19 protein-coding genes are annotated in these 18,732 nt (G+C 35.1%); 3 read left to right on the top strand and 16 right to left on the bottom strand.

What is annotated here, in order from left to right; translation table 11 throughout:
- The first annotated feature begins 16 nt into the window (after positions 1-16).
- Positions 17-793 (top strand): MurR/RpiR family transcriptional regulator, encoded by a 777-nt coding sequence (locus BR43_RS07760; protein WP_051933869.1) that lies wholly within the window; start codon positions 17-19, stop codon positions 791-793.
- A 422-nt stretch (positions 794-1,215) separates the two neighbouring features.
- On the opposite strand, the gene BR43_RS07765 is transcribed toward BR43_RS07760, so the two are convergent.
- Positions 1,216-2,214 carry an amidase domain-containing protein gene (locus tag BR43_RS07765; RefSeq protein ID WP_034560856.1) on the bottom strand — a complete coding sequence of 333 codons (999 nt, stop codon included), beginning with the start codon at positions 2,212-2,214 and terminating at the stop codon, positions 1,216-1,218.
- A 165-nt stretch (positions 2,215-2,379) separates the two neighbouring features.
- On the opposite strand from BR43_RS07765, the gene BR43_RS07770 reads away from it, so the two are divergent.
- Positions 2,380-2,766 (top strand): hypothetical protein, encoded by a 387-nt coding sequence (locus BR43_RS07770; RefSeq protein ID WP_034560857.1) that lies wholly within the window; start codon positions 2,380-2,382, stop codon positions 2,764-2,766.
- Positions 2,767-3,064: 298 nt separating this feature from the next.
- Here BR43_RS07770 and lacD read toward each other — a convergent pair whose 3' ends face one another.
- From lacD to BR43_RS07825, 11 genes are all read right to left on the bottom strand, one after another.
- The gene (gene lacD / locus BR43_RS07775; RefSeq protein ID WP_034560859.1) at positions 3,065-4,048 is read right to left on the bottom strand and encodes a tagatose-bisphosphate aldolase; all 984 of its coding nucleotides are present in this window, start codon (positions 4,046-4,048) and stop codon (positions 3,065-3,067) included.
- A 3-nt stretch (positions 4,049-4,051) separates the two neighbouring features.
- The gene (nagA, locus tag BR43_RS07780) at positions 4,052-5,218 is read right to left on the bottom strand and encodes an N-acetylglucosamine-6-phosphate deacetylase (protein WP_034560861.1); all 1,167 of its coding nucleotides are present in this window, start codon (positions 5,216-5,218) and stop codon (positions 4,052-4,054) included.
- A 65-nt stretch (positions 5,219-5,283) separates the two neighbouring features.
- Entirely contained in the window at positions 5,284-6,132 is an 849-nt protein-coding gene (locus BR43_RS07785; protein WP_034560863.1) for a PTS system mannose/fructose/sorbose family transporter subunit IID, read from the bottom strand.
- Entirely contained in the window at positions 6,122-6,922 is an 801-nt protein-coding gene (gene agaW / locus BR43_RS07790; RefSeq protein WP_034560865.1) for a PTS N-acetylgalactosamine transporter subunit IIC, read from the bottom strand. Before agaW ends, BR43_RS07785 begins: the two co-directional genes overlap by 11 nt.
- Before the next feature lie 26 nt (positions 6,923-6,948).
- Positions 6,949-7,437 carry a PTS N-acetylgalactosamine transporter subunit IIB gene (gene agaV / locus BR43_RS07795; RefSeq protein WP_034560867.1) on the bottom strand — a complete coding sequence of 163 codons (489 nt, stop codon included), beginning with the start codon at positions 7,435-7,437 and terminating at the stop codon, positions 6,949-6,951.
- 24 nt (positions 7,438-7,461) lie between these two features.
- Positions 7,462-8,619: an AgaS family sugar isomerase gene (locus tag BR43_RS07800; protein WP_245617839.1), complete on the bottom strand. Its 1,158-nt coding sequence runs from the start codon at positions 8,617-8,619 to the stop codon at positions 7,462-7,464.
- Between the two features lie 33 nt (positions 8,620-8,652).
- Positions 8,653-9,078: a PTS galactosamine/N-acetylgalactosamine transporter subunit IIA gene (gene agaF / locus BR43_RS07805; RefSeq protein WP_034560871.1), complete on the bottom strand. Its 426-nt coding sequence runs from the start codon at positions 9,076-9,078 to the stop codon at positions 8,653-8,655.
- 230 nt (positions 9,079-9,308) lie between these two features.
- On the bottom strand, positions 9,309-10,049 hold the full coding sequence (locus tag BR43_RS07810) for a GntR family transcriptional regulator (RefSeq protein ID WP_034560873.1): 741 nt from the start codon (positions 10,047-10,049) through the stop codon (positions 9,309-9,311).
- Between the two features lie 94 nt (positions 10,050-10,143).
- Positions 10,144-11,421: a PTS sugar transporter subunit IIC gene (locus BR43_RS07815; protein ID WP_245617840.1), complete on the bottom strand. Its 1,278-nt coding sequence runs from the start codon at positions 11,419-11,421 to the stop codon at positions 10,144-10,146.
- A gap of 81 nt (positions 11,422-11,502) precedes the next feature.
- Positions 11,503-12,231 carry a glucosamine-6-phosphate deaminase gene (locus tag BR43_RS07820; RefSeq protein WP_034560877.1) on the bottom strand — a complete coding sequence of 243 codons (729 nt, stop codon included), beginning with the start codon at positions 12,229-12,231 and terminating at the stop codon, positions 11,503-11,505.
- Positions 12,232-12,252: 21 nt separating this feature from the next.
- The gene (locus tag BR43_RS07825) at positions 12,253-13,569 is read right to left on the bottom strand and encodes a 6-phospho-beta-glucosidase (protein ID WP_034560879.1); all 1,317 of its coding nucleotides are present in this window, start codon (positions 13,567-13,569) and stop codon (positions 12,253-12,255) included.
- A 193-nt stretch (positions 13,570-13,762) separates the two neighbouring features.
- Between BR43_RS07825 and BR43_RS07830 the strand changes: the two genes are divergently transcribed.
- The gene (locus BR43_RS07830) at positions 13,763-14,518 is read left to right on the top strand and encodes a MurR/RpiR family transcriptional regulator (RefSeq protein ID WP_034560881.1); all 756 of its coding nucleotides are present in this window, start codon (positions 13,763-13,765) and stop codon (positions 14,516-14,518) included.
- Positions 14,519-14,568: 50 nt separating this feature from the next.
- Here BR43_RS07830 and BR43_RS07835 read toward each other — a convergent pair whose 3' ends face one another.
- The 4 genes from BR43_RS07835 to BR43_RS07850 all read right to left on the bottom strand — a co-directional run bounded on the left by BR43_RS07835 (position 14,569) and on the right by BR43_RS07850 (position 18,715).
- Complete coding sequence (locus tag BR43_RS07835; RefSeq protein WP_034560883.1) at positions 14,569-15,837, bottom strand: WxLIP family cell surface protein; 1,269 nt, start codon at positions 15,835-15,837, stop codon at positions 14,569-14,571.
- Positions 15,838-16,079: 242 nt separating this feature from the next.
- The gene (locus BR43_RS07840; RefSeq protein WP_034560885.1) at positions 16,080-16,934 is read right to left on the bottom strand and encodes a WxL domain-containing protein; all 855 of its coding nucleotides are present in this window, start codon (positions 16,932-16,934) and stop codon (positions 16,080-16,082) included.
- Between the two features lie 52 nt (positions 16,935-16,986).
- On the bottom strand, positions 16,987-17,757 hold the full coding sequence (locus tag BR43_RS07845) for a WxL domain-containing protein (protein ID WP_034560887.1): 771 nt from the start codon (positions 17,755-17,757) through the stop codon (positions 16,987-16,989).
- Positions 17,758-17,866: 109 nt separating this feature from the next.
- On the bottom strand, positions 17,867-18,715 hold the full coding sequence (locus BR43_RS07850; RefSeq protein WP_034560889.1) for a WxL domain-containing protein: 849 nt from the start codon (positions 18,713-18,715) through the stop codon (positions 17,867-17,869).
- Between the last annotated feature and the right edge of the window lie 17 nt (positions 18,716-18,732).

Consider the following 18,732-nt stretch of genomic DNA (forward strand, 5'->3'; position numbering starts at 1 on the left):
ATTGGGGGAATCAATCATGAATGCACAATTTTCAAAAAGAATCGCTGAACATAAACTCACACTAAGTAATTCTGAACAGTATCTCTTAGCTTATATTGAAGAGCATTTAGATGAAATGCCTGAGATTTCGATTGTTAAATTAAGTGAGCAAGCCAATGTTTCCACAGCTACCATTGTGCGTACAATGAAAAAATTAGGCTATGAAGGGTTTACTTCTTTTAAGCACCATTTGAAGGAGGAGGAAGAACACAATCCTCGTTTTGCCATTATGGAACAAGTCGATCAAAAGATTCGTGAAGCGATTATCAAAAATGAACAAGAAGTCACCCGAACGATTCAAATGCTTGATAGCGGCACTATTGAAGATGCGATTCAGAAAATAAAAGCTTCTAAGAAAATTATTATATTTGCACGTGGCTTTTCTGAACTAATCGCCAAAGAAATGATGATTAAATTTCAATTAATGGGGAAAAGTTGTGAGTTACACGATGATCCTAATATCATTCGGAGTATTAGTAAAAAAATCAGTCCAGACGATATTGTGATTTTTATTTCTTTAAACGGAGAAACACCAGAATTAGTCGAAGCCGCTAAAAATTGTCAGCACAACAAAGTGTCTTCAATTACATTTACGGCTAACGCCGAAGGACTTTTAGCGCAATTATCTGAACTCGCTTTTGTCGGCTATAAATCATCCATCTCATATTTCCCTGATTATGAAGTTCGCTCCAGACTTCCTTTACAAGTTATGTCCCGTATCCTATTGGATTCTTATGCGATACGAATTAAATAAATAAAATAGAGGATTCTTTTATTTAGATGTACCGACCCCAAAAAGGCAACTTTTTGAGGTCTTTTTATATGACAAAATATGACGTAGAATTTAAAATGACTATTGACCATTATAATCATTTGCGAATCAAAAAAATTAGACTAACAACGTTCAATTTAGAAATAAAATGAGTAAAACTATGTAAAAAAACAGAGTAGAAAATCTACTCTGTAAAAAGTCTAACTTTTTGGGTCACTACACTAACATAAATTTACATACAATTTTTCTTTTTCAAAATAACTGTTTTAAGAACCATGAATCAAACTAAGTTAGAAACTCAAAAGTAATACAGCAGGCTTGTGTCGCTTTTGAGTTTCTACTAGATTAGATTTATTATTGACTCTTTTTAATTTAAACTTATTTTGTTTACAACCACTACTGTCTTAGAATTTTATTATTAAAACTGTATCCTCATTCAATACTCCAGCAGATACTATATCCCAATCTTCATTTGATCTATTCGTACTGTGTTGAGAAATATATAATTTACTTCCTACTTTTTGGGTCACAAATGTGATGTGATGAATTTGATACGAATTTCTTGAACTATATGCTAAAAAATTTCCAACTGTAGCATTTGCCTTTACAGATGAAACAGTCGTATAACCTCGTACATTTTTACCTTCTGCAGTCCAGTAAGTTGCAAAATTATGTGCAAGTTTCCATGCAGTACTTGCTCCACTTGTTGAAAACCAACTATTTCCTGACCCATTAACTTTTGAAGATTGTTCGACTCCACCATAAAATGCTATTTGAGAAGCAAAGTTTGTACAATCTTCTTTATATACAGGAAAAGCTATATTATGACCTTTACCATAGGTTTTAGCATACTTTACAGCGTTGGCTACATTTAGCGCTGTACTTCTTCTGCTCATAGGATTATTAATAGAACCCATAGTTTCAGTTTCTAATAAATCAGAAATATTTTCATTCTTTATATCGTTAAAAGATTTCTTTAAGAGTTCTTCTCTTGCCAGACTTACCTCTTCTTTATTGCTACCATCAGCTTCTTGAATTGCTCCAATTCTAGCTACATAAATAATCGAAAATTCTTTTGCATACTCATAAAAATCTGTATTCTTAATTATATTATTTTCATTTACTACAAAACCATCTAAATATTCAAAATATTCAAAACTTTCCGGATCAATTTTTATAGCGTTTTCATTCATATGAGCTATAATTTTCATTTCAATATTTCCTAGTGTCTCATTTAAGTTGAACGTACTGATTGTCCGCTTCATTTCATCAGTTTTTACCAATTCAGAAATTGTCTTTCCTTCTTCTGCATAAGCATTACTTGCAGGAATTACAATTGTACCCATTAATGCTAGTGCTACTCCACAAAATAATAAACTAAAAATTTTCTTTTTCATTCTCATTAAAATAAACCCCTTTTCAATAGTTTTATTAATTAAATTTAGTTAATAAAATTAATATATCCCAATAATATAACATATGTAAATATTATGCAATAGCAAATAATAAACATTTACACCGTTATATATTTATGATAAATTATAAATATATACTTACAGGAGGTTATCATGAATAAGAAAAAAAAGGTTCCATATTTAATTTTCGTATTAATTATATCTCTTATTATTTTATTTATGGTTTTTACTTCAAGGGATAGCTCATTGAAAAATGAAATAAAAAATTCAAGTTGGAATTTCCAAACCAGTGATGGAGACACAGGAGAATTTATTTTCCATGAAAATACTGCTGATTATACTAACTCCAATGGTGAGCAGTTGTCTGGTCATTACAAAATAAATAGTTTTTCTAAAAAAATAACCATTTTAACTACATCTAGTACTATTGTCATCGTAGTTGCTAGCGTTACCGATAACTATTCGGTTTTAACAGTAGGGTTGAGCGGGTTTAAAGGGGCTGAGGAGACTGTTAGTTCTCTAATGATAAAAAGAAATTAGATTGCAAAAAATCAGCATTTACAAAAAATTGGTTTCTTGCAATTATCATTTTTGAAAATCACAATTCTCGTACGGATTATTTGGGCATTCGATTCTCATATTAACATAGTAAAATATATAAAATGAACAGGATACAATCGGATTGCGTCCTGTTCGTTTTTTATTTGTTACAATCATTTCTTCCAAATTTCATATCGACTTCTTTCTAAAGTAATTTTAAACTAAAATTTATTAACAAAAAATGAAGGGATGACTATTACTCAGCAAACAATCGAAGAAAAGAGTCATCTATTTTTAATTAATTTACTTTTGAATACCAAGGTTGCGCTGTTCCTTTTAAGACTTGATCCAACGCTTCAATGTTGGCTTTTCCTGTAGTTTGTAGCCACTCTCTGGCAACCACTTCTCCCTCTTTGGCAAATGGAGCGACGCCATTCTTCCATGTTGCTCGTCCACATAAAACACCATTGAAACGGGAGCCAGCTTCATGGGCAAACTGCAAGGTTTCTTGGAATAATTCAGCGCTGACACCAGCACTCAGGAAGATAAATGGTAGCTCCGTTGCTTGACCCTGTTCAGTAAAATAACCCAATGCTTCTTCTCTAGAGTACACACTTTCCTCACCAAATCCGACCACATAATTCATATTTACTGGAACTTCCATTTTCAACACATCCACATTGTATTGTGGTTTTGAGAATTCTTTCATCATGTCAATCACTTTATGAGGTTTGACTTTAGCATATTCTTTTCCATTAACATCGTCATTTTCTGCATCATACGAAACCAACTCTAAGAAGAAAGGAATATCTTCTGCAACACATTCTGAACCAACTCGTTCCATAAAGACATGTTTTAATTCATTAATTTCAGCAGCTTCATCTACATCATAATATAACAAGAATTTCACCGCGTCTGCGCCATTTTCTTTTAACCGCTTCACTGACCAATTAGGCAATAAATCTGGTAAACGACCGGGTTCTGAAGCATCATAGCCTGTTTTTTCATAAGCAATTAATAGTCCCGCCTCTGAATCACGGACCTTCGCCGCTGGCAAACCAAATTCTGGGTCTAATAAAATCGAACTTGCGTAAGGCGTTAATTCTTCTGAAACCACTTCTTTAAACCGAATAATTCCTTCGTCGCCGATTTCTTTCGGACTATCTTGCGCAATCATTTTCTTTAATGAGCCTCTTTGGTCGATCGCCAAAGCGCCAATAATTCCATTTTCATCAGACAATCGTTCTAAAGCCGCTCTTTTATTTTTCGTTAAGGTTAACATGAATCATAACTCCTTCTTATTTTTAATTTGGTAAGCCAATGAACCTTCTAAATACGTTGCTTCTAGTTCTAATTCCTTTGACAACACAATAAAATCTGCTGCCAGTCCATAGGCAATCTTGCCACATTTATCAGCAATTCCAACACTTTTTGCAGGAACTGAGCTTCCCATCTGAATCGCTTCAAAAGGTGTGGCAATTCCCCAATCCACCACATTTTTAATCGCATCCTTCAGTTGTAAAACGCTACCTGCTAAACTGCCGCTTTCTAAACTCGCAACGCCGGATTGAACCGTCACAGGAAATTCTCCTAGTTGATAATTACCATCTGGCATTCTTCCTGCTCGCATACAATCCGTAATTAAAGCAATTCGATCACGACCAGTTGCATTCATTAAAATATCAGCGGCTACAGGATGAACATGATGCCCATCACAAATTAGCTCATTAAAAACATTTTTTAACGACATCGCTGCGCCCACCATTCCCGGCTCACGATGATTTAAAGGACTCATGCCGTTGTAGGTATGCACAAAAATAGAAGCTCCATTTTCAACAGCTGTTTTAGCTTCTTGATAAGTAGCATCACTATGAGCCAAGGCAACATAAATACCTAATTTTTTCGCAAACCGAGTAAATTCTGCTACCCCTTCTCGTTCTGGAGCAATCGCAATCTTCTTAATTAAGCCTTCTGATTTGATTTGCCATTTCTCTAATTTAGCAAGGCTCGGATCACCAAAGTAACTCGTATTTTGAGCGCCTTTATGTTTTTCTGTAAAAAATGGACCTTCTAAGAAAATCCCTTGAATCTTAGCTCCCTTAACCTTTTGATACATCTTGCCAATCATTTCAACGACTGAATCCAATTGTTCTGTCGAAGCTGTTAGTGTTGTTGGCAAAAATGATGTAACGCCACAAGCTAAAAGACCTTCTGAAATAGCATGAATTCCTGCAGCCTCATTGTCCATCACGTCATAACCTAACAAACCATGAATATGAGTATCCACCAATCCCGGTGCAATCCATTTGTCTGTGTAATCTAAAATTTCGATCTCTCCGCCAGGTAATTCCAAGGAAAATTCACCAAATCGAGTTTCATCTAAAGTTAAAAAACCCGGTCCTACAACACCTGACTCTAAGAAAAATTTTTCTGCATAAATGACTTTTTTCATTTGACCATCCCTGATTTCTTTATAAAAGCAGAAAAGAGACGATACTCTTTCCCACTTTCAAATTTTTAAAATAATCCGATAAATTTCCCAATAACACCGACTAAAACAGTAATGCCAATTAATAGCAATGGTGATTTTCCTTTTTTAAGCATCCAGTAACAGAAGAATGTATAAAGTAACGGCAACATTTTTGGCATAATTTGATCAAGTACGCCGCCTTGAATGTCAACTTTGACTCCGCCTGCTTTAACCGTCAAGCCTAAATTAAAATTAACAACCGTTGCTATCAAGGCTCCAATAACCGTCAACCCCACAATAGAAGCCGCACGTGAGATTTTTTTGGTACTTTCTTTTAAGGAAACAATCGCCTTTGTTCCAGTATTGTAGCCATAACGCATTAGGAAAAAACGCAAACCAAAATGAACTAGATTAAAGACTACTAAAAACAGGATCGGACCTGAAGCATTTCCATCAGCAGCTAAAGAAGCTCCAATCCCTGCCGTAATTGGCAACAATGTTAACCAGAAAAGTGCATCCCCAATCCCACCAAGTGGGCCCATCATCGCAACTTTAATCCCGCGAATTGTTGACCTTTTTTCCTTGTTTTCCTCCATTGCGAGAATAACACCTTGCATAAACGTGACTAAAAATGGATGAGTATTAAAAAATTGCAGATGATCTAATAAAGAAGAAGACAAGTCGTCTTTATTTTGATGAATTTTCTTTAAACCAGGAATTAAACTATAGGTCCAACCACCACCTTGCATACGTTCATAGTTAAATGAACCTTGTAGCAATAACGAGCGCCAAGTCATTTTATTTAAGTCCTTCTTAGTAATCACCTTGCGGACAGTTGGATCTTGATAATCTTCTTGAATTAAGTCAACTTTACTTTTTGCATCATTAGATCCCATCGCTATAATCCTCCTCTTCTTCCCCATCTATCGCTAATACTGGTTTACTGCCACTATTGCTATCATTGGATTTCCCACCAATAAAGTAATCATAAGCAGCAATTGAAATTCCGATAATTGCTACAGCTAAAATTGGAAGTTGACCATATGCAGCTGCGACAAAACCAATAGCAAAGAATGGCGCATATGTGATTTTAAACATGATTTTTAGTAACATCGCAAAACCAACTGCTGGCATAATAGCACCTGCAACTCCCAGACCACCAATTAACCATTCAGGTAACAACGCCACAATATTTCCAGCTTGCTCAGCACCAAAGTAGATTGGTAGAAAGGCAATAATAAAATAAAAAACAAATAAAATCATTGGTTCTAAATAATTTAAACGATCAATTCCTTTTGTATCTCCTTCAACAGCTAAATCATCCATTTTATGCATAACTGGCGAGAATGCTGTAAAGATTAATGTGATACAACCTTGCACTGCTACTGCAAATGGCACAGCAATTCCAACTGCAACTTCTGGTGGCTGTTTAGACAAAATTGCAAATGAACTTCCAATAATTCCACCGATAACAACATTCGGTGGCTGCGCTCCTGCAAGCGGAACCATTCCAGCCCAAACTAACTCTAACGTTGCGCCTGCCATTAATCCTACTTTGAAATCACCTAAAATAAGTCCAATAATTGCTCCTGTCACTAATGGTCGATGAATATGAGTTAGCCCATTAAATAAATCAATTCCGGCAATTCCCGCCCAAAGTCCAATTAATAATGCTTGTACTAACATTCCATTTCCTCCTTTATCTAACTAACTTAACTGTCCTTTAACCTCTTCATTAAATCGTAACCACGTTCGCTAGGAATTCCTTTCGCCTCTAATTTAATCCCCAGTTCATTTAACTTTTCAAAAATCGCACTATCTTGTTCATCCACTGAAATCGTTGATGAAATTTGTTTTTTCCCTTCCGAAAAATGTAAATTCCCGATATTTATCTCCTTAACCGGCACACCTCCTTCCACTAAAGTCAACGCATCTTCTGGTGTTTTAATAACCAATAAGATTTTTTGTCTTGGAGCAGCCTTACTAATAATACGAATCGTTTTTTCTAGTGTAAAAAAACGGATTTCAACTGTGTCCGGTAAAACCATATCCATTAAGTTTTGTTGAACTGGGTCAGCGGCAACTTCATCATTTGCCACAACAACTAAGTTGGCCCCTAGTGTATTGGTCCAAGTCATTCCAACCTGTCCATGAACTAAACGATTATCAATTCTTGTTAATAAAATATTTGGTGTTCCCATTTTTTCTTCCTCCTAAATCTATGATTATTTAATTAAAGGATGAATCGTTACCCCTTGAACAACGCGATTAACCGTCCCTGTTGGTGATGGCGTATCAGGCAAATTCTCCACTTTAATCGAAGCCTTTAAAGCAACCATTTGTGCAAAAATAACATAAGCCAACGCTAAATAACCATCTGGTAGTATTGAGCCACTTTCCAAATAAGCAAAGTGATTCCCTTCATAATTCGCTTCTTTCGGTACCATTAGACCCCCAACATATTCCGCAATCTGATCCTTACTTAATTCATCTAAAATATCAAGGTCGTATTGGCGAGTATAAGGATCATTTGAGACAAAAACAACTACTAAAGTCTTATCATTAACAAATGATTTTGGTCCATGACGGAAGCCCATTGAAGAATCAAAAACAGTGGCGATTTTACCAGCCGTTAATTCAAGTAGTTTTAACTGTGCTTCACGAGTTAAACCAGCCAAACTCCCAGATCCAAGATAAATTACTCGATTAAAATCTAGCTCAATTATTTTTTGGATTTCCTCTTCTCTTTTTAAAACATCCTCACCTAACTGAATCAGCTTTTGAACATAATCGACTTTTTTAGTGGTTATCAGACTATCAAAAACAAGTAAAGTTGTTAAGGTCATACAAGTAAAGCTACCTGTCATAGCAAATCCTTTATCATTTGATTTTTCAGGCATCAATAAAACTAAATTTCGCTTATCTCCTACTGCTTGTTCTGCTAATACACCATCTGCAGCACATGTAATCGTTAATTGATAAAACTCATTGACAATTTGTTGCCCTAATTTTACTGCCGCTAAACTTTCAGGACTATTGCCACTTCTAGCAAATGACACTAATAAAGTTGGAATCTCAGCCTTAAAAAAATCAGTTGGATTTGAAACTAAATCCGTCGTGGGAATACTCATCACATTCCAGATAGTTTCATCCATTTTACCTTTTAAATAAGGCAACACAGTATCGCCAACATACGCCGATGTGCCTGCTCCCGTAAAAATAACACGAATTGGTTTCACTTGCTTTATTTCAGCTAAAAATTGGTTAATTTCAGTTTGTTTTGCCATATAATTGTCTAGTGCTTCTTGCCATAATATTGGTTGTTGCTTAATTTCATTCGTTGTAACGGCTGCCCCTAATTGACTTAATTCTTCTTCCTTCATATTGAAAACTTCCATCATTTCCACTTCCTTTACTTAAATTCCATCAGAATCATTACTGATTTCTTGTGGTTGTTTTAACTTAAATTCTTGTACTCCTGATTTTCCAATCTGGATCACTTCATTCACAAAATCACTTAACTTCATTTGACGCTTAAAACAACTATCCAGTAGCAATGGCAAATTTGTACCTGCAATCAATTTAGCGCTTTCATTTTTTGCAATTAATAAACCTGCTTGATTAAATGGTGTTCCACCCGGAATATCTGTAAAAATAACAACTCCATCACCAGTGTTTACGAATAATAATGCCTCTTGTAACTTAACTTCTAACTCATGTGATCCCATTCCTTCAATAAAATCAATTACACTAAAATTCTCTTGTTCGCCAGCAATTAATTTTAAAGCTGAATACATTCCCGTTGCAAAATTTCCATGCCCACAAAGAATTACTCCAATCATCATTTCAGCTCCTTTCAATCATCCTATTTCTCAAAACTGGTAATTACTGGTAATTACCAGTTGGTTAAAATATACAACTTACTGATTAGAAAGTCAAGGTAAATTTATAATTGTCCACAGAAAAAAGCATGAAACAAAACTAAAAAATAGTTTTATTTCATGCTTTTATTCCTTATAAATATGAAGAAAAAAAGGGTTTCTACTTATTTTAATATCTTCTAATAACTTCATTATTTTGTATGACGTACTTTATAGACAAATTGATCACTACGAGCTGTACTTAACGTAAATTCAATGACTTTATTCGCTTTATTGTAGCTTGTTCGTTTTAATCGCAAACATGCCGAGTTTTTTTCAACATCAAGCAATTCCGCCTCTTTATCCGTTACTAAACTAGCAGAAAACTCCTCATCTGCAACACGGACAACTTGATTATAATCGTCTTGAAAAATTTCATACAACGGTTTCGTTGCAATTCGTTCTTCCTCTAGATTCTTAAATAATTCAACTGGAATATAACTAATTTCAACCATCATTGGTGTTTCATCAGCTAAACGCAATCGTTTTAATCGATAGATTGCTTCTCCAAGATCAATTCCCATTTCTTCACTAACATATTGATTACTCTGAACGATTTCAAAAAGCAACACTTTTGTTTGAGGCGTTCGTCCCATTTCACGCATTTGGTCAGTAAAACTATAATTGTCCAATAAATTTTGTTTTCCCTGACTTAATGCAGCAACAAACGTCCCTTTGCCGTGTCTTTTATAAATCCACCCCATATTTTCTAGCTCGGATAAAGCCAATCTCACAGTAGTTCGACTAACATCATAAGTTTGACAAATTACTCTTTCAGATAGCATTTTATCATTTGGTTTCAATTCATTTTTTATCATTCCTACTAAAATATCTACTAATTGATCATATAATGGAACTGAGCTTGCCTTATTTATCTGTGCTATTTCTTTCATAGATTTATTTCAACCTCCCACAACTGGTAACTACCACCATCCCATTACTATAAGTCTTATCAGGGAGGAAGTCAAGATATAGTTATAACAACAGTTAATTTAAGCTTTGTTCTGCCTTAATTGCATCTGTCACTGCTTCTGCTTCACTTTCACCTTGTTCTAACAGAACTTGTTTGCGCTCAGACATTTTAAAGAATGGCAAATAAATTAAATAAGCAATTACAATACTACAAGCTGACCAAATTGCTGCTCCAAAACTGCCATTTGTAGCTAGATACGGACCAATAATTGGTGGAATTGTCCAAGGGACTTGGAAAACAATTTTACCGACAAACCCAATTTTCATTAATACATACGTAGCTGATCCTAAAACGACTGGTGCCGTAATAAAAGGAATCATCATAATTGGATTCATCACAACTGGAAAACCAAAAATTACTGGTTCATTAATACAAAATAACGCTGAAGGAAACGCCATTTTCCCAAGAGATTTATACATTTTACTTTTGGAGCGTAGCATTGCTAAAACTAAACCTAAAGTCGAACCCGTTCCACCTAGACACATAAAGAGAATCCAAAAACCGTCGGCAATCTCATACGGAATGGGTTGACCATTTTGAAAAGCTGCTGTATTTGCAGCTAAATAACCTAAAAATATTGGTGAGGCAATTCCAGACAGAACGTTGTCCCCATGAATTCCACAACTCCACAAAAAACAAACCAATAATGTATAAACCATTAAACCAGGTAGCGTGCTTAATCCAAACACTAGCGGCTTAAAAATAAATTGAATGACTTCATTTAAATCAATTCCTAATAAAACTCGAATAATCCAGATACTGGTTAAAATAGCTGCTGCTGGAATCAAACTGGAGAAAGATTGTGCAACAGATGGCGGAACACCATCTGGCATTTTGATTGTGATTTTATGTTTAACAAAAAAACGAAATAATTCAGTTGTAAAAAGAGCAACAATAATTGCTGTAAACATTCCTGTTGCACCTAACGTATCAATATTAATGCTAAAATCATCAGCTAACGTTGCCAATAAAAAAGCAACAGTTGTCACAACAGTATTGGAAATTGGATCAACATCAAACTCTTTCCCCATATTGTAACCGATACCAATTGCAGAAATCAGACCCAACATACCGAATGTTACAGTGACAGGTGCATTTAATAAATCAGAAACGGGTGCAATAAAATTGGTCCATGCTTCAATTGGCAAATTGCCTAAAATCAAGAAAATACTGCCTATTATAGTGAAAGGAATTGTTAAAGTAATCCCATTGCGAATTGCAATCAATCGTTTATTTTCACCAATTTTTAGTAAGATTGGTAAAAAATTTTTCTCTAGTTTCGCTAATATCATCCTATTCATCTCCTTTTAGTAACATTCAGACTAGATGGAGAGTGAGAGACCCAACCACTGAATCTCTCACTCTCATCTAAATTAATCCACCACTGCTTGATCGACGATTACATAACAGTTTTTGTGAGTTCTCACAGCTGTTACAGGCCACTCATTGACTGGTACTTCCACAGACAGCAATTGCTTAATCGCAGCCTTTTTCTTAACTCCACTAGCTTCTACAATCAATAGTTCTGAGTCCAATAATTGTTTAATTCCTAATGTTATGCCCTTGCTACGATCAACTTCTGCTGTAAAATACTTTTGTCCCACATTTTGAGTTGATTCATCTAGCTCAACAACATGAGCCTGATTTTCAAAACTAACCCCTGGCTCATTAAAACCTAGATGTCCGTTAACGCCAACACCTAACAGACTTAACGTTACCCCACCATGCTCTTGAATGACTTGATTTGCTCGCTGACATTCCTCTAACAAATCAACGGCTAATGCATTAAAGTAGTGAACTTGAGAATCCGGTACACCCGCTGGATCAAATAGTTCTCGTTTTAAATAAGCGATACAACTACCAGAATTCTGTTCATCCAGACCAACCCACTCATCTAACTCAATATAATAAGCTTTTGCTAAATCAATTATGCCATTTTTGTGGGCATCCACTAATAAATTCAGCGTTCCTACAGGTGTATCTCCTCCGGCAAAACAATAAAGTCCCGTTGGCTGCTCTTGAAATTTTTGAATAACTAAATTTGCTGCTACCTGACTCATTTCTTGGTAATCCTTTGTAATCTCAAAATTAAATGGTTGCATTATTCCGTCTCCTTTTCTCTCTTAATTAAATTGTGGTAAATATTCTTTATGTGCTGCTAATAATTCATCCAGCATTCCTTTAGCATCTGTATCACTTGGTACGAGTGGATTAATTGTCATTGCTAACAAAGCTGTATTATAATCTCCAGTTACTGCTGCTTCTGCCGCAGTTCGTTCAAACGATTTAATCTGTTGAACAAGTCCCTTAATTGGTACTGGTAATTCCCCTGTCGTCAACGGAATCGGCCCTTGCTTCGTAATGACACAATTAACCTCTACCGCTGAGTCTGGCGAAATATCCAATATTGCCCCATTATTCCGTGTATTTACTGTTTGAATATCACGTTTATCTGTATAAATTGAGCAAATTAAATTACAGGCGGCTTCACTGTAGTATGCTCCTCCGCGTTGTTCAAGTTGTGGTGGCTTTACTGCTAAATCAGGATTTTTATATAGCTCAAAAAGTTCTTTTTCTACTCGCTGAACAACTTCTGCACGCGTTCCTTCGTTATTCAGAGATTCCAATTGCTCTGCAAGCATTTTGGAAGTTTGGAAATAATAACGTAAATATCCAATCGGCACCATACTTAGCGTTCTTAAAAATTCAGGTTCCCAACCAAGGTCTTCGATATTTTTTAATGAAATTGTATCCCCCGCTTCAGAAGTCATCTCCTCTAAAACACGTTTTGTTACATCGTGTCCATCTAAAAATATTTTTTTAGCAAAAACCATATGATTTAATCCAGTAAATTCTACATAAATTCGACGTAAGTCTGCATCTAGTATTTTAGCAATTCCTTTTTCAATACCAATCGGTCCATTACATAATCCAACTACTTTTTTTAGATTACTATAACGTAATACAGCTTCAGTCACCATCCCCGCAGGATTCGTAAAATTCACTAACCACGCATCTGGACATAAACGTTCCATATCATTGCATATTTCTAAAATAACAGGAATTGTACGCAACCCTTTAAATAATCCACCAGGACCATTTGTTTCTTGTCCAATAGTATTGTACTTTAAAGGAATTCGCTCGTCCTTAGCTCGTGCAGCTAGTTGACCAACGCGAAATTGTGTTGTCACAAAATCTGCATCCTTCAAAGCTGCTGCTCGATCTAGCGTTAAAACAATCTTAATTGGTACATTTGCATTTTCAACCATTCGTTTAGCCAATGCTCCAACTATTGCTAATTTCTCTTTTCCTGCTTCAATATCTACCAACCAAATTTCAGAAATTGGCAATTCTTGATACCGTTTAATAAAGCCTTCAATTAATTCAGGCGTATAGCTTGAGCCTCCACCAATTGTTGCGATTTTCAATCCTTTTCCCATGTTAGTTCCTCCTTATGAATATAGCGCTTTCTTATCAACACTTTCAGTATAATCATAATCTATCTTTTTAACAGATTATTTAGAAAAGTAGGAACCCATCTGAACAGTGGGAACTTGTTCCAAATCTGGTACGTATTGTAACAGCAGATTGAATTATGGTATGATGTAGCTAATTACAATAGGAGGTACAACCATGCTATTTCTTGATAGAACCCCTGATTTAACTCCATTTGACTTAGATATTTATAAATACATTTCAGATAATTTAGAGCAAGTCTCTTACATGCGTATTCGTGATTTAGCAGCTGTCACTCATACTAGTCCGACAAGTATTTTACGCTTTTGTAAAAAATTTGATTGCAGTGGCTTTGCTGAATTCCGAATTAAACTTCAACTTTATTTAAAAGAACGTAAAGCCGAACAAGAAGTTGTAGCTGTAGATGAAACTGCTTATATGGATTTTTTAGCCCGTAGCACCCAACCGCTTTATCGTGAAAAAATAAAAGAAGCCGTGACCTTATTAAAAGACAAAGAATTGGTTTTATTCATTGGACTAGGTTCATCAAATATCATGGCTGAATACGGTGCTTTATATTTTTCATCAATCTTTACTATCGCTCTGCGTATTGAAGATCCCTCTAACTATCCAATTGATTTTTTATCTAAAAACTTATCTGATAAAATTTGCATCATAGCATTGTCTGTTTCTGGTGAAACCGCAGAGATTATTAGTTATTTAAATCATTTAAATTTCAGCAATAGCTCCATTATTTCCATTACGAATAGCTCTAAGTCTACCATTGCTCAACTGGCAGATGTAAATATTCCTTATTACATCGCTCGGGAATCTATGCAAGGCGCTGATATCACCTCGCAATTGCCAGCACTTTATACCATTGAATATTTAGCCAAAGAAGTTCGACTAGCTTTTAAAAATAAAGACAACTAAAAAAAGCATTCTACCTCAATTAAGATGAGGCAGAACGCTTTAATTTATGTTTATTTTTTTGATGGTCTTTTCTTTTTAGGGGCTTCTTTTGAAGTTCTTGGCACTCCAGGTCTTTCAGCACCTTGATTTTTTCTCTTTTTACGTGCTCTTGCTGCTTTCATTTTTCTACGACGTTCTTCTTCTTTTTTCTTATCAAGATGACGCTTAATTAGATACGCAATTACTAGCAACAATAGTAGTAATAATCCACCAATTATAGCATAGATCCACCATTGGATTGGTTCTTTTTCTAATTCTAAAGCCTTGTCATTGATTTTTTTCGCTTCATCCGCTGTAATTGTGAAATCTTCTTCAAAATCCCATACGCGGTTCATCTCTTCCGTTTCACCGGCACTTGCTTTGTTTTCTGCATGTAGTTTAACGGTATATGTTCCAGCTTTTAAGGCTTGATTACTCCAGTCAACTGCATAATTAAAGTTTGAGTTTGGCGCCATTTTCAAGCTATTTTGCGTTGCTTCATGTAACACTTCACTTGCACCTTTTTTATAAATCTTTGCATCAACTGACAGATCTCGCATCATTGCCATTTCAGTATTTTGTAAATTAATCAAAACTGCGTTATGCCCATTAAGTGATGCAGGTTTGATTTTATCTTTTGCCATCTTCATATCTGGAGCAACTTTTGTTTCTGTTTCTCTTAATAATAATCCAATCGCATAGGCAAATTTATTCTCAATCTGAACACCCTTTTGGCCTTCAGTTTTTTTATTAGGATCATCTTTTTCAGTAAAGCGAATTCCACCTAAGATAACACCGTCAAATGATTCTTTCGGCATTTTTATTTTAATTTTATAAGTAAAGTCAGATTTTGCTGGTATTTTCACTTCTTTTTCACTAGTTGTAATGTCTGGTATTGGATATTTCAAAGTTGAATCATAAACAATTTCTTTAACATCAATTGGTTCATTTTTTTTATCTTTATTATTTTCTTTAGCTAATTCTAGCGTATTTTCTAAATTCCAGCTGTAATCAATAACACCTTTACTATTTGTAATAGCTGCATTCACACCAACTTCTACTGTGATTTCACGATCTGATGAGTTTGTCATTTGCACTTCTATTTCTTGTTCCTGACCTGGTGTCATTTTCAAATCAAAATAAGATTGCTCTTTATCAATTTGATTATCTGGTCTAATTGCTGAAACTGAAAAACTCATTCCTTGATCTGCTGCTTCAACTTTGATTGGGTGGATACTTGCTACCGTCATCATAAGTACTAAAATTCCGATCAGCCAAATCGATTTAATCTTCTTGTACATGGTTGTTATTACCTCCAATTTATTATTCACTTTCTTTGTAAAACATGGTACAAATTCTACAATACAGTATATACTTTGACTTTTCAATACATCGATTGTTACCCTCTTAACTTTCTAGTATTTTCATGCTATGTTATCAAAATTCTGTCACATTTTCTATGTTCTTATTTATTAGTTAAAAACGGACATCAGAAATTTCCTCTGTCCGTTTTCTTTTTCTTACAAAGTTCTTTATTTATTAATTAAGGTGTAGTTGATAATGTCCATGTTACTTTTGAAACATAAGAAACATTCGCTTGTGGGACTGCATTTGCAGGAACCGTCAATGTTATATCATTAATTTTTGTATTACTATCATACGCTGTTGGCGTTGTAGGATTACTAAATGTTCCTTCATAATTCTTATCAAATACTACAGCTGTTAACGCTGTACCATTTCCTGCTTGTGCAGTTAATAATGGTAAAGCTGCATATGTTCCATTTGTTCCTGGAGATAAAACCAATTCATCTTTAGTATCAAATTTTGCAGGATCATTGATTGCTGCCGGACCATTTTCAGCATCGTTATAAACTTTACGTCCAGTACTAAATGTAAGATAAGCACCTTCTAATTTTTTATCTCCATCTGCCGCACTAGTTTTAAACTCAGAACCTTGAACAGAAACTGTCCATCCAGCCTTTGTTCCACGTACATCTTCGACTGTTAACATATTCGGCATGTAAGCATCAGTAGCTGTAGTTACATTTTTATACTGCATTGTGTTACTTGCATACACAGCTCCACCAGTTTTAATCTTAACTTTACCAAAATCAATAGTTGGTGCAAATGTAATTGCTAACGATCCTGTTGGTTTTAAGTTACCATTACCATCTGGAAGACCATTTTCGCCACCGATTGGCGGTTGTGGTAAAATAATATCTTTATCTTTATCATCTGGTTTTGTTAATCCGCCATCTGGATTTACTGAACCTTCTTCAAACATCACTTTTGAATCTGTTATTACTGGAACTGGATCAGCTGCTAATACTGGTGTTGCCATCACTAAAACCGCACCAAATGTAATCATTGAAACTAAAGTTACTTTAGTTAATTTCATTTATAAAAACTCCTTTTAATGTTATTTTTATTTTATACTTATTCACTAAGAATTAAGGTGCTGTTACAATTGTCCAAGTTAATGCTGTTTTGTATGATCCTGCAGATTTACTTGAAGCCGCTGGAATTGTTAATTTAATATCATCAGTTCGAGTATCTACAGTTGCACCTGCTACCTCTGCTCCATAATTAGCAGACCAAATTCCATATCCACGATTAGCATCTGTTCCCGATGTCTGAAAGATTTCTTCTGAGTTTGCTGCAGTATTACTTAAGTTTAATTCAAATGCTTGAGTTACAGGCATACGTTCAACAATCGATACACCAGAATTTGATTTAACTTCAGGGTTTTTGAAAGTAATTTTTGCATTTTCAACTTCAGAACCAACAACTGGCAGACCTGCTGTATCATAACGTGTCAAAGCTCCACCACTAACAGTTACTTTCCAACCAAAGATATCTCCACGAGTATCATTGACTTGTAAAAAGTTTGGTACATACGTTTCTGTTGCTGTTGTGCTATTTTTAATTTTTGTGTAACGTGCATTAACATCTACCGCTGCTCCATTTAATTCAACTGAACCAAATTCTAAAGTTGGTGCTTGGTTGATTCTTAATAAACCAGTAGTTCCAGCCGGTTCTTCAGGTGTGATTTCATCTGGCAATTCTTTACCTGGATCAACTGGATTAGGAGTATCTCCACCATTGGTAAATTCAACTTTACCATTTGTATCTACTGTATTTGCTGCATGGACTGGTGTTGCTGCTAATACTACTGTTCCTAAAACTGCTACACTAAAAAGGGTTACTTTTGTTAATTTCATTTTATTTATTCCTCCAATTAATTCATTCAATAGTTAGTTGTGTATCAAAGTGAATGAATACTTTTAACTTTCTAAAAGTACTCATCACTTCTTTAATTGTTAAACTTGATTATGGTGTTTCTTCCATTGTCCAAGTAATATCAGCTTTATAAGAACCAGCTGATTTATGTGCGCTTGCTGGAATGAAAAGAGAGATATTCTCATTTTCATAAGCTGCAGCATCTGCTGCTGGAATATGAGTTTGGCTTTCTGGCGCGTATAGAGCCGTCCAAATTCCATATCCTTTAGTAGGTTCAGCCGTACTTATTGTGGCATCAAGCATTGGCATACTTGCACTTCCAGCTGTCACTGTATTCAAATCTAATACAACGTCTGTTGAACTAGGAGTTAGTGCTGCTACCGTCGTATCTACTCCAGACTTAGAAAGAATGGTTGGTTGTTTAAATGTTAATTTAGCACCAACTACTTCTGATCCAGGTATCACTGTTGTTAAATTACCATTTGTATCTTTATCATATTTCATTAAATTACTCGCTTGTGCTGAAACTTTCCAACCAAACTTATTCCCACGAATATCCGTTACTTGTAGGAAATTTGGTGAAAATCTTTGCTCATTACCATCTGTTACATTATATTCAACTGCTTTAGCAAACGATGTTTGATCTGTACCAGAAACAACAACATCTTTAAAAACAACGTTTGGCGCTAAATCAATTCTAAGCACACCTTTAGTTCCAGGATTCGGACCTGGATTTACTGGCGTAATTGGTTTAGGTGTTGGATCAAGTGGATCAACAGGATTGGCATCATCTGATTCATAAACAAAATCAACTCGCCCTTCCGTATGAGCATCATCCCCTGGTGCCACTCCATTAATTGCATATGCTGTTGGAGCTGTTGTTAATAAAAGCGCCCCTAAAGTTACACAGCCGATTAAACTTTTTGTTGTTAATTTCATAATATCCTCCTTTTTAA

This window comes from Carnobacterium gallinarum DSM 4847 (assembly GCF_000744375.1).
Classification (GTDB): Bacteria; Bacillota; Bacilli; order Lactobacillales; family Carnobacteriaceae; genus Carnobacterium; species Carnobacterium gallinarum.

Coding starts and splice junctions, on each gene's coding strand:
- BR43_RS07760 (WP_051933869.1), top strand. CDS start 17: ATGAATGCACAATTTTCAAAAAGAATCGCTGAACATAAACTCACACTA.
- BR43_RS07765 (WP_034560856.1), bottom strand. CDS start 2,214: ATGAGAATGAAAAAGAAAATTTTTAGTTTATTATTTTGTGGAGTAGCA.
- BR43_RS07770 (WP_034560857.1), top strand. CDS start 2,380: ATGAATAAGAAAAAAAAGGTTCCATATTTAATTTTCGTATTAATTATA.
- lacD (WP_034560859.1), bottom strand. CDS start 4,048: ATGTTAACCTTAACGAAAAATAAAAGAGCGGCTTTAGAACGATTGTCT.
- nagA (WP_034560861.1), bottom strand. CDS start 5,218: ATGAAAAAAGTCATTTATGCAGAAAAATTTTTCTTAGAGTCAGGTGTT.
- BR43_RS07785 (WP_034560863.1), bottom strand. CDS start 6,132: ATGGGATCTAATGATGCAAAAAGTAAAGTTGACTTAATTCAAGAAGAT.
- agaW (WP_034560865.1), bottom strand. CDS start 6,922: ATGTTAGTACAAGCATTATTAATTGGACTTTGGGCGGGAATTGCCGGA.
- agaV (WP_034560867.1), bottom strand. CDS start 7,437: ATGGGAACACCAAATATTTTATTAACAAGAATTGATAATCGTTTAGTT.
- BR43_RS07800 (WP_245617839.1), bottom strand. CDS start 8,619: ATGAAGGAAGAAGAATTAAGTCAATTAGGGGCAGCCGTTACAACGAAT.
- agaF (WP_034560871.1), bottom strand. CDS start 9,078: ATGATTGGAGTAATTCTTTGTGGGCATGGAAATTTTGCAACGGGAATG.
- BR43_RS07810 (WP_034560873.1), bottom strand. CDS start 10,049: ATGAAAGAAATAGCACAGATAAATAAGGCAAGCTCAGTTCCATTATAT.
- BR43_RS07815 (WP_245617840.1), bottom strand. CDS start 11,421: ATGATATTAGCGAAACTAGAGAAAAATTTTTTACCAATCTTACTAAAA.
- BR43_RS07820 (WP_034560877.1), bottom strand. CDS start 12,231: ATGCAACCATTTAATTTTGAGATTACAAAGGATTACCAAGAAATGAGT.
- BR43_RS07825 (WP_034560879.1), bottom strand. CDS start 13,569: ATGGGAAAAGGATTGAAAATCGCAACAATTGGTGGAGGCTCAAGCTAT.
- BR43_RS07830 (WP_034560881.1), top strand. CDS start 13,763: ATGCTATTTCTTGATAGAACCCCTGATTTAACTCCATTTGACTTAGAT.
- BR43_RS07835 (WP_034560883.1), bottom strand. CDS start 15,837: ATGTACAAGAAGATTAAATCGATTTGGCTGATCGGAATTTTAGTACTT.
- BR43_RS07840 (WP_034560885.1), bottom strand. CDS start 16,934: ATGAAATTAACTAAAGTAACTTTAGTTTCAATGATTACATTTGGTGCG.
- BR43_RS07845 (WP_034560887.1), bottom strand. CDS start 17,757: ATGAAATTAACAAAAGTAACCCTTTTTAGTGTAGCAGTTTTAGGAACA.
- BR43_RS07850 (WP_034560889.1), bottom strand. CDS start 18,715: ATGAAATTAACAACAAAAAGTTTAATCGGCTGTGTAACTTTAGGGGCG.